The 11,997-nt window shown below is 66.9% G+C and carries 11 protein-coding genes; 5 read left to right on the forward strand and 6 right to left on the reverse strand.

Translation table 11 applies throughout. The features are described from left to right. Window positions 1–95: 95 nt before the first annotated feature. Window positions 96–914 (reverse strand): HAD family phosphatase, encoded by an 819-nt coding sequence (locus tag C8J44_RS15325; protein WP_259466892.1) that lies wholly within the window; start codon window positions 912–914, stop codon window positions 96–98. Between the two features lie 62 nt (window positions 915–976). On the opposite strand from C8J44_RS15325, the gene C8J44_RS15335 reads away from it, so the two are divergent. The 5 genes from C8J44_RS15335 (at window position 977) to C8J44_RS15355 (ending at window position 4,893) form a co-directional block, all read left to right on the forward strand. Next, on the forward strand, window positions 977–2,086 hold the full coding sequence (locus C8J44_RS15335) for an ABC transporter permease (protein ID WP_121905183.1): 1,110 nt from the start codon (window positions 977–979) through the stop codon (window positions 2,084–2,086). Next, window positions 2,086–2,982: an ABC transporter ATP-binding protein gene (locus tag C8J44_RS15340; RefSeq protein ID WP_056055043.1), complete on the forward strand. Its 897-nt coding sequence runs from the start codon at window positions 2,086–2,088 to the stop codon at window positions 2,980–2,982. Before C8J44_RS15335 ends, C8J44_RS15340 begins: the two co-directional genes overlap by 1 nt. Beyond that, window positions 2,982–3,947 carry an MlaD family protein gene (locus tag C8J44_RS15345; protein ID WP_056055046.1) on the forward strand — a complete coding sequence of 322 codons (966 nt, stop codon included), beginning with the start codon at window positions 2,982–2,984 and terminating at the stop codon, window positions 3,945–3,947. The genes C8J44_RS15340 and C8J44_RS15345 overlap by 1 nt, the downstream gene beginning before the upstream one ends. A gap of 8 nt (window positions 3,948–3,955) precedes the next feature. Further along, on the forward strand, window positions 3,956–4,537 hold the full coding sequence (locus tag C8J44_RS15350) for an ABC-type transport auxiliary lipoprotein family protein (protein WP_121905184.1): 582 nt from the start codon (window positions 3,956–3,958) through the stop codon (window positions 4,535–4,537). A 65-nt stretch (window positions 4,538–4,602) separates the two neighbouring features. Next, window positions 4,603–4,893, forward strand: a complete 291-nt coding sequence (locus tag C8J44_RS15355; RefSeq protein WP_060527274.1) for a hypothetical protein — start codon at window positions 4,603–4,605, stop codon at window positions 4,891–4,893. A gap of 140 nt (window positions 4,894–5,033) precedes the next feature. Here the strand turns inward: C8J44_RS15355 and C8J44_RS15360 are convergent, their stop codons facing one another. The 5 genes from C8J44_RS15360 to glgC form a co-directional block, all read right to left on the reverse strand. Beyond that, a complete protein-coding gene (locus tag C8J44_RS15360) occupies window positions 5,034–5,870 on the reverse strand; it encodes a CoA ester lyase (RefSeq protein WP_060527273.1) in 837 nt (278 codons plus the stop codon). After that, complete coding sequence (gene treA / locus C8J44_RS15365; protein WP_200912583.1) at window positions 5,867–7,396, reverse strand: alpha,alpha-trehalase TreA; 1,530 nt, start codon at window positions 7,394–7,396, stop codon at window positions 5,867–5,869. Before treA ends, C8J44_RS15360 begins: the two co-directional genes overlap by 4 nt. Further along, window positions 7,396–9,021, reverse strand: coding sequence for an alpha-D-glucose phosphate-specific phosphoglucomutase (locus tag C8J44_RS15370; RefSeq protein ID WP_121905185.1), 1,626 nt, complete (start codon window positions 9,019–9,021; stop codon window positions 7,396–7,398). The genes treA and C8J44_RS15370 overlap by 1 nt, the downstream gene beginning before the upstream one ends. Continuing rightward, on the reverse strand, window positions 9,018–10,463 hold the full coding sequence (gene glgA, locus C8J44_RS15375) for a glycogen synthase GlgA (RefSeq protein ID WP_121905186.1): 1,446 nt from the start codon (window positions 10,461–10,463) through the stop codon (window positions 9,018–9,020). The genes C8J44_RS15370 and glgA overlap by 4 nt, the downstream gene beginning before the upstream one ends. Before the next feature lie 211 nt (window positions 10,464–10,674). Next, window positions 10,675–11,937 (reverse strand): glucose-1-phosphate adenylyltransferase, encoded by a 1,263-nt coding sequence (gene glgC, locus C8J44_RS15385; RefSeq protein WP_082471019.1) that lies wholly within the window; start codon window positions 11,935–11,937, stop codon window positions 10,675–10,677. Window positions 11,938–11,997 lie beyond the last annotated feature (60 nt).

The raw sequence follows: 11,997 nt of genomic DNA on the forward strand, positions 1-11,997 counted from the left end.
TCGAAGTTGCAGATCAAACTTGGATTGCGAATGTCGTTTTATGAGCGATACTTACCGACCAAGTTTGTTAGTTGCGTATTCGTCACGCAACGGAGCTACCGCTCCCAATCAGGCATTGCCCAACCCTTAGCCTTCGCCAACAGCCGCAAAGGCCCATGCGCATTCACCGCGAAGGGTTCGTCGGCCCATTCGAAGGTCGGGGCGTCAGAGACGTGGTCGGAATAGAAGCGGATGTGGGCGTGGTCTCGGGCGATGCCTTCGCGGTCCATCCAGGCCTGGATCATGCGCAGTTTGGCCGGGCCGTAGCAATTCTCGCCTTCGATCCCGGCGAGCAGTACGCCGTCGCGGTCGCGCAGGCTCTCGGTGCCGATCACCGCGTCGAAATCGAGCCGTCGCGCGATCGCCTCGACGTAGAATCGGTACGATGCGGTCGCCATGACCAGTCGGTAGCCGGCGGCGCGGTCCGCCTCGATCTGCCCGCGGGCGCTGGTGAAGACGCCGTCGCGCATCACGCGGTCGGCGAAGGCTTCGGCAGCCCGGCGTTCCTCGGCGGGCGTCATGCGCTTGCCGAGCATCATCCGCTGCATCAGATATTTGAGCCGGCCGCGGCTGATCAGCTTGCCGACATAGCCGAGCGCCGCCACCCCCGCGAACGGGACGAGCGCCAGCCGCCACGGCGCGCCGCCCTTCTTCGCGGTGTGGAGCAGGAACGGCGTCCAGGTCGGCGCGTGGGTGATCGTCTTGTCCATGTCGTAGATCGCGAGCCGGATCGCCGGTGTGGTCGAGGGCGCGGTCGGCGGCAGGGTTGCCGGTTCGGCCGAGGGGGAGGGACTGGCAGTCGAGGCGGCAGTCGAGGGGGCGGTCGAGGGCGCGATCGAGGTGGGGGGCGAGGGGGCCGGGGAAGAAATAGTCATCGTCGCGACTTACGCCGCATTCACCTTGCCGATCCAGTCGGTTTGCCGCAAAGGTGCGGCCGATGAGCGCGATGGCCGATTTCCAACAGGACGGTGCCGATACCGGCACGCTTCGGTTTACCGGCGATCTGTCGCTGGCCACGATCGGCAATCTGCCCGATCGACTCGAAAAGATCGATGCGTCGTCCGTCCGCCACATCGATCTCAGCGGCGTCGACCGGATCGATACGATCGGTGCCTGGGTCGTTCACCGCTTCGCCGCGCGCAACGACGCGACGATCGACGGGCTCGACCCGGATGACCAGACGCTGTTCGACCAGGTCGTCGCCTCCGATCAGCCGATCGCGGCGAAGCCCGCCAAGGTCAGCGCGCTCTCCCGTGTGGTCGGCGAGATCGGCGACGCGGTCGTGCTGTCGGGCAAGACGATGTTCGGCCTGCTCGGGTTCCTCGGCGCGACGACGATCGCGTTCGGCAGCGTCATCCGCCACCCGCGCCGCTTTCGGTTCAACGCCGTGGTCCAACGATTCGAGGTCGTCGGCGTCGCCGCGCTCGGCATCGTCGGGCTGATGAGCTTCCTGATCGGCATGGTCATCGCGCAACAGGGTGCGGTCCAGCTGCGGCAGTTCGGCGCGGAGGTGTTCACGATCAACCTCGTCGGCCGCCTGACGATCCGCGAACTCGGTTTGCTGATGACCGCGATCATGGTCGCCGGCCGCTCGGGTTCGGCGTTCGCGGCGCAGCTCGGTACGATGAAGCTGACCGAAGAGATCGACGCGATGCGGACGATCGGCGTGTCGCCGATGGAGGCGCTGGTGTTGCCCCGCGTGCTCGCCGCGATCGTGATGATGCCGCTGCTCGGCTTCTACGCGTCGATCATCGCGATCATCGGCGGTGGGCTGCTGTGCTGGATCCAGCTCGGTATTCCGCCGGTGACGTTCATCGCGCGCATTCGCGAGGTCGTGCCGATCACCGATCTCTACATCTCGCTGATCAAGGCACCGGTGTTTGGTGCCATCATCGCGATCGCTGGGTGTTTCCAGGGCATGCAGGTCGAATCGGACGCCGAACAGGTCGGTCTCCGTACGACGTCGGCGGTGGTCCAGGGCATCTTCCTGGTGATCGTGCTCGACGCGTTCTTCGCGGTGTTCTTCACCTGGTTGGGTTGGGACTGATGCCCCGCAAGCAAGACGATATCATCATCTCCGTGAAGGGGCTGAAGAACGCGTTCGGCGATTCGGTCGTGCACGACGGGCTCGATCTCGACGTGCGGCGTGGCGAGATTCTCGGCGTTGTCGGCGGCTCGGGCACCGGCAAGTCGGTCCTGATGCGCTCGATCATCGGCCTTCAGATGCCGGTCGCCGGCGAGGTTACCGTGTTCGGCGAGCCCAATATCGGCCGCGAGGAAACCGAGGCCACCGAGATCCGCAAGCGCTGGGGGGTGCTGTTCCAGGGCGGCGCGCTGTTCTCGACGCTGACGGTCGCGGAAAACGTCGAAGTGCCGTTGCGTGAATTCTATCCCGACCTGTCCCCCGCGCTGTTGGCCGAGATCGCCTCGTACAAGGTGGTGATGACGGGGTTGCCAGCGGACGCCGCGAACAAGTTTCCGGCCGAACTGTCGGGCGGCATGAAGAAGCGCGCCGGGTTGGCGCGGGCGCTCGCGCTCGATCCGGAACTGCTGTTTCTCGACGAACCGACCGCGGGGCTCGATCCGATCGGTGCGGCGGCGTTCGATGGCCTGATCCAGTCGTTGCAGAAGACGCTGGGGCTGACCGTGTTCCTGATCACGCATGACCTCGATACGCTGTATGCGATCTGCGACCGGGTCGCGGTGCTGGCCGACAAGAAGGTCATCGCGGTGGGCACGATCGACGAGCTGATCGCGCTCGATCATCCGTGGATCGAGGAATATTTCAAGGGGCCCCGCGGTCGTGCCGCGGTCGCGACGCAGGAGGCGCATGAACGCGCCGACCAAGAAGCAGCCCAACATCCTACCGAAGTCCAGTCCAAGCAGTCCGCGCCGGACGACGCCGACGCGACATACGCCGAGAAAGAAGCAAGGACGCGCTGATGGAAACCCGTTCGAACCACGTCCTAGTCGGCGCCGTCGTGCTGATCCTGCTGGCCCTGCTGGCGCTGTTCACGGTGTGGATCGCGCGGCTGGGTGGCAAGGAAGAGAAGGAATACGACATCTTCTTCCGCCAATCGGTCGACGGCCTCGCGCGCGGGTCCGCGGTGACGTTCTCGGGCGTGCCGTCGGGGCAGGTGAAGACGATCTCGCTGTGGAAGAACGATCCGCAGTTCGTCCGCGTCCGGATCAGCGTCGACGAGGCCACGCCGGTGCTGCAGGGTACGACCGCGTCGATTTCGGGCGTCGGTTTTACCGGGGTCAGCCAGATCTCGCTCGACGGTGCGCGCAAGGGTGCACCGGCGATCGGCTGCCCAGAGACCAAGACGCCTACCGAATGTCCATACGGCGTGCCGGTGATCCCGACCAAGCTCGGTGGTCTGGGCGCGATCCTGAACTCCGCGCCGCAGTTGCTCGAGCGACTGTCGACGCTGACCGAGCGGCTGACCGGTCTGCTCACAGACAAGAACCAGGCGTCGATCGCCGGCATCCTCGCAAATACGAACCGCCTGACCGACGCGCTCGCCGATCGCGGTCCGGAGATCGCCGCGACGCTGGCGCAGACGCGGATCGCGATCCAGCAGGCGGGCGATGCTGCACAGCAGTTCGGCGTGCTCGCCAAGACCACCAACGGCGTGCTCTCGGAGGACGTGAAGCCGGCGATGGCGAACCTGAACAAGGCGATCGTCTCCGCGCAGCAGAGCGCCGACACGCTGAATTCGGCGATCGGCGACGCGCGACCGGGGTTACAGGCGTTCTCGAAGACGACGATCCCCGAGGCCAACCGTCTGGTGCACGATCTGCGGACGACCGCGGCGGCGCTGTCGTCGGTCGCCGAGAAGGTCGACCAGCAGGGTGCGAGTTCGCTGATCGGGCAGCAGAAGCTCCCGGATTACAAGGGTAAGTGAGGCACGCCATGAAGACACCGCTCATCCTGATCGCGATGCTGCCACTCGCCGGGTGCATCAGCTTCGGCGCGAAACCGCCGCCCACATTGTTGACCCTGACGAGTGCATCGTCGGTGCCAGTCGGTCAGAACCAGGATTCGGCGACCGCGAAGTCGATCACGATCCAGATCCCGGTCGTGCCGCAGGCGCTGGCGACCGCGCGCGTACCGGTGCAGGCGACGCCCACCTCGATCGCGTACGTGACCGACGCGCAGTGGGCGGAACCGCCGGCGCGGCTGTTCGCGCGACTGGTTTCGGATACGGTGGCGGCGCGGACCGGGCTGGTCGTGTTGTCGACGGCGCAGTCGGTCGGTGATCCGGGCGCGTCGCTGGGTGGCGAACTGCGCAACTTCGGGCTTGATGCGACGGCGCGACAGGCGGTGGTGACGTTCGATGCCTCGCTGACGCGCGCAGGCAAGGCCACGGTCGAGAAGCACCGCTTCGAAGCGCGCGTGCCGGTATCGACGATCGATGCCGCGTCGGCAGCGGCGGGGATCAACCAGGCGGCGAACCAGGTCGCGACCGAAGTGGCGGACTGGATCGGTCGGTGAACGCCCCTTCGTTCTGAACGCGGGGTCGGCCTGAGCGTTGACGCTCTCTGATGAGGAGAGCGGCGATGCCACAGGGCGACAAGAGCGCGTATACCGACAAGCAGAAGCGCAAGGCCGCGCATATCGCGGACGGCTATGAAGAGCGCGACGTTCCCGAGAAGGAGGCCGAGGCGCGGGCCTGGGCTGCGGTGAACAAGGATTCGGGCGGGGGCAATCTGTCCGGCTCGGGGCGCGGCAAGCCCGATACACATGCGTCGTCGAATGAGGGCGGGAAGCGGGCGGCTGGGCGTAGCGATGCGGCGAAATCGGCGGCGGCGAAGAAGGGGTGGGAGACCCGGCGGAAGAACTCGGGGTGACGTTGGAGCGCCTCATCGAAACGATCCGTCATCCTGACGAAAGTCAGGATCCACGGTAACGCGAGTTGCGCTTTATGGCTCTGAATCCTGACTTTCGTCAGGATGACGGGCGGTATTTGCGGACCGTGCTTGTCAGTCCTTCAGCGTGCCAGCGTCGCTTCCGCCTCGGCTAGATGCAGGCGCTCTACCATCTGACCATCGAGGCGGATGGCGCCCTTGTCGGCATTCTCCGGTTTCGCGAATGCGGTGACGATCGTGCGGGCCCATGCCAACTCTTCCTCGCTCGGCCCGAAACCGGCATTCGCCGCATCGATTTGGGACGGGTGGATCAACGTCTTGCCGTCGAACCCTAACGTTGCGCCTTGGATGCATTCCGCCGCGAACCGGGTCGGGTCGTCGAGCGCGTTGCAGACGCCGTCGAGCGCGACGATGCCGGCGGCGCGGGCGGCCATGATTGTCGCCGTGAGCGCCGGGATCAGCGGCATGCGATCGGCTCCGAGCCGGCAGCGCATCTCCTTGGCGAGGTCGTTGGTGCCGACAATCAGCGCCGTGAGTTGCGTTTCGGCGGCTGCTGCGGAGAGCGAGGGGAGCGCGAGGATCGCCGCACAGGTCTCGATCATCGCCCAGACCGGCGGGCCGTCTTCTCCTAGCAATGCGCGGACACGGGTAAGGTCGGAGACCGACGAGACCTTGGGGACGAGCACCGCATCGATGCCGCTGCCGTGGATCGCGGCGATGTCGTCGGCATACCAGGGGGTGTCGAGACCGTTGACCCGTACGACCAGTTCGCGCGTGCCGAACCCGCCTTCGCGCACCGCTTCGACGACGCGATCGCGGGCCGCGGCCTTTTCGTCGGGGGCGACGGCATCCTCCAGATCGAGGATGACGACGTCGCACGCGAGCGTTCTAGCCTTGGCGATCGCCCGCGCGTTCGACGCGGGCATGTAGAGCGCGCTTCGGCGATGCCGGATGGTCATCGGCGGTCGGCCATCAGCGCCCGCGTTACGCCGTTGGTCCAGCCGAAGCCGTCCTGGTTGGGATATTCGCCGCCGCCGCCCGGCTTGCGCTCGACGACGTCGTATTTCTCGAGCAGCTTGCCACTCGCCTGATATTCGCGGTCGACCGACGCGAGCCAGGCTTTGGTGATCTGGTCCGCGAGGGCTGTTTCGCCGTAACCGCTCAGGCCTTCGATCGCGATCCACTGGAGCGGGGCCCAGCCATTGGGGTCGTCCCATTGCTGACCGCTGCCGATCAACGTCGTGCGGAGGCCGCCTTGGCCGACGAACGGGCGTAGGGCGGTGGCGGTCGCCTTGGCCTGGTCGGGCGTGGCGACCTTGGCGAACAGCGGGAAGGCCATCGCGGCGCTCGCGAAGGCGTTCGCGCGGTTTGTGTCCAGGTCGTAGTCGGCGAAGAAGCGGCCGTTCCAAAGATGCTTGCGGATCGCAGCGGCGCGGGCGTTCGCTTGGGCCGTGTAAGACGTTGCGCAGGCGGTGTCGCGGAGCGTCCGGCAGTTGGCGGCGATCGCCTGCTCCATGCCGACCATCAGGCTGTTGAGATCGACCGGCGCGAACCGCGTGGTGCGGATGGTGGCCAGCGTGCGGCCGTCGGCGAGCCAGCGGGAGGAGAAGTCCCAGCCGCTCTCCGCCGCCGCGCGCAGATCGCGGAAGAGTTCGCCGCGGTTGCGCGACGGTGTGCGGTCGGCCAGTTCGGCGTCCTCGCGGTAGCTTTCGTCGCGCGGATCGGCGCGGTCGTCCCAATAGCGGTTGAGCAGCGCGCCGTCGGGGAGGCGCACGGCGCGGCGCGATTGCTGGCCGGGCTTGAGCGTATCGGCGCCCGCCATCCAGAACGCGTGTTCAGCGCGAAGCTGGCGAGTGCGGGCGGCGAGCGTCATGGGAGCGCGCGAGAGGCCGGCGATCAGGTAGAAGACCGGCGGTTGTGAGCGGCTGAGATAGTAGGTGCGCGTGCCGTTGGGGATGTGGCCGTAGCGGTCGATCAGGCTGCCGAAATCGACGACCATGTCCTCGACGAGATCCTGCCGGCCGGAGCGCTGGACGCCGAGCAGCGTGAAATAGCTGTCCCAGTAATACATCTCGCGGAAACGGCCGCCGGGGACGACATAGCGCTTCGGCAGGGTCAGCGCGGAAGAGCCGGGGGGGACGGTCGTTTGGGTCCGCGTAAGTTGCGGCCAGAGTGCGTCGATATGCGCCGTGAGGGTAAGGCGCTCGGTGGAAGGGCGCGCGGCTGGCGTAGTCGGGATCGTGAAATTTGCCTCGACGAACTGGCGTAGTGCTGGCTCCGCATCGCACCGGCATTTGGCGTAGTCGGCCAGAATCGCCTTCGCCGGACGCTTGGGTGTCGCGTCGGCGAAAGTCTTCGAGTCCGGGAACAGGGCGCGCATCTGGACGGCTTTGTAGAGCGGGCCGAACAGTTGCGCGGGGGACTGCGGCGCGGGCGATGCCGCGACCAGCAGCGACGAGAGCGCGAGCAGGCCGAGGCGGCGCATCAGGTGACGACGTCCGGCGCGCTACGGCCGGTGTGCTCCGCGATCCTCGCGATCGACTCCGCAGCGGCGACGATGCTGGCCAGCATCTCGCCGGTGTCGCGGTCGAGGTCGCCGCCGACGCCGACGGGCTCGTAGCGTTCCAAGTACACGCGGAGCGTGGCGCCGGTGGTGCCGGTGCCCGACAGGCGGAACACGACGCGGCTGCCGCCTTCGAACAGGATGCGGACGCCCTGGTTGCGGCTGATCGAGCCGTCGGTCGGGTCGGTATAGGCGAACTCGTCCGCGGTTTCGACGGTGAGGTCGCCGAACTGCTGGCTGGGGAGGGTGGCGAGGCTCGCACGCAGCGCCGCCATCAGCGCGTCGGCACGCGGGGTTTCGACACCTTCGTAATCGTGGCGGGCATAGTAGTTGCGGCCAAACTTCGCCCAGTGATCGCGGGCGATCGTGTCGACGCTTTCGCCGCGGACCGCGAGGATGTTGAGCCAGAGAAGGACCGCCCACAGGCCGTCCTTCTCGCGAACATGGTCGGAGCCGGTGCCGGCGCTTTCCTCGCCGCAGATCGTCGCCATGCCGGCGTCGAGCAGATTGCCGAAGAACTTCCAGCCGGTCGGGGTCTCGTAGGCTGGGATGCCCAAAGCCTCAGCAACGCGGTCGGCGGCGGCGCTGGTCGGCATCGAGCGGGCGATGCCCTTGAGACCGCTTGCGTAGCCGGGTGCGAGGTGCGCGTTGGCCGCCAGCATCGCGAGGCTGTCCGAGGGGGTGACGAAGCGGTGCTTGCCGATGATCAGGTTGCGGTCGCCGTCGCCGTCCGACGCTGCGCCGAAATCGGGCGCATTCGGCGCCGTCATCGTCTCGTACAAGGCGTGCGCGTGGACGAGGTTCGGGTCGGGGTGGTGGCCGCCGAAATCGGGGAGCGGTTCGCTGTTGCGGACGGTGCCGGGCGCGAAACCGAGGCGGCGTTCGAGGATCTCGGTGGCGTAGGGCCCGGTGACCGCGCTCATTGCGTCGAATGCCATCGTCAGCTTGGCGGCACGGATCGCGTCGAAGTCGAACAGCGTCTCCATGAGCGCTGCGTAATCCTCGACCGGGTCGACGACCTCGACGGGCATATCGCCGACCGTGACTTTGCCGTCGGTGTCGAGGTCGATATCGTCGGCGTCGACGGTCAGCCAGCGGTCGATCTCGAGCGTGCGCGCGTTGATCGCGTCGGTCACGGACTCAGGGGCGGGACCGCCGTTGGCGATGTTGTACTTGATCCCGAAATCCTCGTCGGGGCCGCCGGGGTTGTGGCTTGCCGAGAGGATCAGCCCGCCGATCGCGCCACGCTTGCGGATCATGTGGCTGGCCGCCGGGGTCGAGAGGATGCCGCCGCGGCCGACGATCACGCGGCCGAAGCCGTTCGCTGCCGCCATGCGGATCGCGACCTGGATGACTTCGCGGTTGAGGAAGCGACCGTCGCCGCCGATGACCAGAGTCGCGCCGGCCTTGTCCGCGACGACGTCGAACACGCTCTGGACGAAGTTCTCCGCATAATTAGCCTGCTGGAAGACCTTCACCTTCTTGCGCAGGCCCGAGGTGCCGGGCTTCTGGTCGGTGTAGGGCGTGGTCGAAACGGTGCGGATCATGCGGGCTCCAGGAGCTTGGCGTAAAGGTTTGCGTAGCGGCGGCCGCTCTCGTCCCATGAGAAGTCCGCGCGCATCGCGTTGCGCTGCAACATGGACCAGCGATCGGGGCGTGCATAGAGGGCCATCGTTCGGCGCAGCGCGTGGCTGAGCGCTTCGGGCGTGACGCCGTCGTGCTGGACGCCGGTGGCGACGCCAGCGGCGATCGCGGCTTCGTTGGCGTCGATCACGGTGTCGGCTAGCCCGCCGGTCCGTGCGACGACCGGAATGCAGCCGTACGCGAGGCCGTAGAGTTGCGTCAGGCCGCAGGGTTCGAACCGCGACGGGATCAGGATCGCATCGGCGCCGCCTTGGAGCAGGTGCGAGACGGGTTCGTCATAGCCGATGCGGACGCCGATGCGGCCGGGGTGGCGTTCGGCCGCGGCGAGGAAAGCGAGTTCCAGGGCGGTGTCGCCCGAACCGAGCAGCGCGAGACGACCGCCGAGCGCGACGAGTTCGTCGACTGCGCCGGCGAGGACGTCCATGCCCTTCTGCCAAGTGAGGCGGCTGATGACCGTGAAGATCGGGCCGTCCTCTGTGTCGAGGCCGAACAGGGTTTCGATCGCGCGCTTGTTGGTGCGGCGGCGGGCGAGCGCGCGCGCGGTGTATCGGGCGGGGAGGGACGCGTCGGTCTCCGGGTTCCAGACGGCGGGATCGATGCCGTTGACGATCCCGGTGACGCGGCCGGCGCGGTCGTTGATCAGGCCTTGGAGGCCCATGCCGAATTCGCCGCGGCGGATTTCGGCGGCGTAGGTCGGGCTGACGGTGGTGATCGCGTCGGCGGCTTCGAGCCCGGCTTTCAGGAAACCGACGCCGCCGTAATATTCGACGCCGTCGACCGCGAACGCTTCGTCGGGGAGCGCGAGGTCGGCGAAGATGTCGTGGCCGTAGCGCCCCTGGAACGCGATGTTGTGGATCGTGACGACCGTCTTCGCGGGTTTGGCGGGGCCGGGCGCGTAGCGGAGATAGGCGGGGGCCATCGCCGCCTGCCAGTCGTGCGCGTGGAGGATGTCGAAGTCGTAGCCGGGGACCGCGCCCGAGGCGAGATCGGCGGCGGCGCGGCTGAAAGCGGCGAAGCGACGCCAGTTGTCGGACCAGTCCGCGCCGGTCGCGTCGCCGTACGGGCCGCCGCCTCGGGCGAACAACGCGGGGGCGTCGAGGACCAGCAGCGGGTGGTCGCCGATCTTGGTCTTGAGAATTCGGGCTTCGGTGCCGAGCAGGTCTGTGTAGCGGTGGATTACCTTCGCGCGCTTGGTGACCGCGGCGAGGGCTGGGTAGCCTGGGAGGAAGGTTGTGAGCGCGACGTTATGTGGCGCGAGCGCGGCCGGGAGCGCGCCGACGACGTCCGCGAGACCGCCGGTTTTTATGAGGGGATAGGCTTCGGAGGCTACGGAGAGGACACGCATCAGATCCTCCCCGGCACGGGGAGGGGGACCATGCATGGCGTGGTGGAGGGGGGCTTCCGCAGACGGTACGCGTTCGATCGCAGACGGCATGCTCTTGGTCGAAGACGGTTCGCTCGCATTCGCAGACGGTACGCTTGCGGTGAGCCCCCTCCACCCTTCGCCGATGGCGAACGGTCCCCCTCCCCGTGCCGGGGAGGATTTGCGTTGGTCATCACGCGGTGAGCCGGTCGATCATGGATTTGGTCACCAGCACGACGCCGTTGTCGGTGCGGCGGAAGCGTTGGGCGTCCGATTCTGCGTCCTCGCCTACGACCAGGCCGTCGGGGATTTCGACGCCGCGATCGACCACCACTTTCGAAAGCCGCGCGCCGCGGCCGATCACGCAGTGCGGGAGGATCACCGCTTGATCCAGCATCGAGTAGCTGTGCGCGCGGGTGCCGGTGAAGATCAGGCTGCGGTGGATCGAGGAGCCCGAGATGATGCAGTCGCCCGAGACCAGCGACGACACCGCCTCGCCGCGGCGGCCGTCATCGGCGTGGACGAACTTCGCCGGTGGCGTGACCTCCGAATAGGTCCAGAGCGGCCAGCTGCGGTCGTAAAGGTCGAGCTTGGGCACGACATCGGTGAGGTCGATGTTCGCCTCCCAATAGGCATCGACCGTGCCGACGTCGCGCCAGTATGCGTCGACTTCGCTGCCCGACCGGACGCAGCTGTCGGAGAAGCGGTGCGCGACCGCCTTGCCGTGCTTGACGAGGTACGGGATGATGTCCTTGCCGAAATCGCGCGAGGAACCGGGCGTCTCGGCATCGCGGCGCAGTTCGTCGAACAGCAACTTGGTATGGAAGACGTAGATCCCCATCGACGCCAGCGCGATGTCCGGATTGCCGGGGATCGCGGGCGGATCGGCCGGCTTTTCGACGAACGCGGTGACGTTGTCGTGTTCATCGACGGCCATCACGCCGAAGCCGACCGCCTCCATTCGCGGCACTTCGAGGCAGGCGATGGTGACGTCCGCGCCGGTCTCGCAATGCTGCTGCAGGATCAGCTCGTAATCCATCTTGTAGATGTGATCGCCCGCCAGGATGACCATGTATTCGGGCGCGTGGCTCTCGATGATGTCGATGTTCTGGTAGACCGCGTCGGCGGTGCCTTCGTACCATTGGAACTCGCTGATCCGCTGCGACGCCGGCAGGATGTCGAAGCTTTCGTTGCGTTCCGAACGCAGGAAGTTCCAGCCGCTCTGCAGGTGGCGGATCAGCGAATGTGCCTTGTACTGCGTCGCGACGCCGATCCGGCGGATGCCCGAGTTGATCGCGTTGGACAGCGCGAAATCGATGATGCGCGCCTTGCCACCGAAATATACCGCGGGTTTCGCGCGCGTATCGGTCAGCTCCATCAGGCGACTGCCGCGGCCGCCGGCCAGCACATACGCCATCGCGTCGCGCGCCAGTGGCTGTCCTCGCCGTTCTACCATCGTAATCTCTCCATAATCGTCGGTGGTATAACCTCCCGGCACCCGCGGGTTGTTCCGTCG

Source organism: Sphingomonas sp. PP-CE-3A-406, from assembly GCF_003688625.1.
In the GTDB taxonomy this organism is placed as follows: Bacteria; Pseudomonadota; Alphaproteobacteria; order Sphingomonadales; family Sphingomonadaceae; genus Sphingomonas.

Coding starts and splice junctions, on each gene's coding strand:
- C8J44_RS15325 (WP_259466892.1), bottom strand. CDS start 914: ATGACTATTTCTTCCCCGGCCCCCTCGCCCCCCACCTCGATCGCGCCC.
- C8J44_RS15335 (WP_121905183.1), top strand. CDS start 977: ATGAGCGCGATGGCCGATTTCCAACAGGACGGTGCCGATACCGGCACG.
- C8J44_RS15340 (WP_056055043.1), top strand. CDS start 2,086: ATGCCCCGCAAGCAAGACGATATCATCATCTCCGTGAAGGGGCTGAAG.
- C8J44_RS15345 (WP_056055046.1), top strand. CDS start 2,982: ATGGAAACCCGTTCGAACCACGTCCTAGTCGGCGCCGTCGTGCTGATC.
- C8J44_RS15350 (WP_121905184.1), top strand. CDS start 3,956: ATGAAGACACCGCTCATCCTGATCGCGATGCTGCCACTCGCCGGGTGC.
- C8J44_RS15355 (WP_060527274.1), top strand. CDS start 4,603: ATGCCACAGGGCGACAAGAGCGCGTATACCGACAAGCAGAAGCGCAAG.
- C8J44_RS15360 (WP_060527273.1), bottom strand. CDS start 5,870: ATGACCATCCGGCATCGCCGAAGCGCGCTCTACATGCCCGCGTCGAAC.
- treA (WP_200912583.1), bottom strand. CDS start 7,396: ATGCGCCGCCTCGGCCTGCTCGCGCTCTCGTCGCTGCTGGTCGCGGCA.
- C8J44_RS15370 (WP_121905185.1), bottom strand. CDS start 9,021: ATGATCCGCACCGTTTCGACCACGCCCTACACCGACCAGAAGCCCGGC.
- glgA (WP_121905186.1), bottom strand. CDS start 10,463: ATGCGTGTCCTCTCCGTAGCCTCCGAAGCCTATCCCCTCATAAAAACC.
- glgC (WP_082471019.1), bottom strand. CDS start 11,937: ATGGTAGAACGGCGAGGACAGCCACTGGCGCGCGACGCGATGGCGTAT.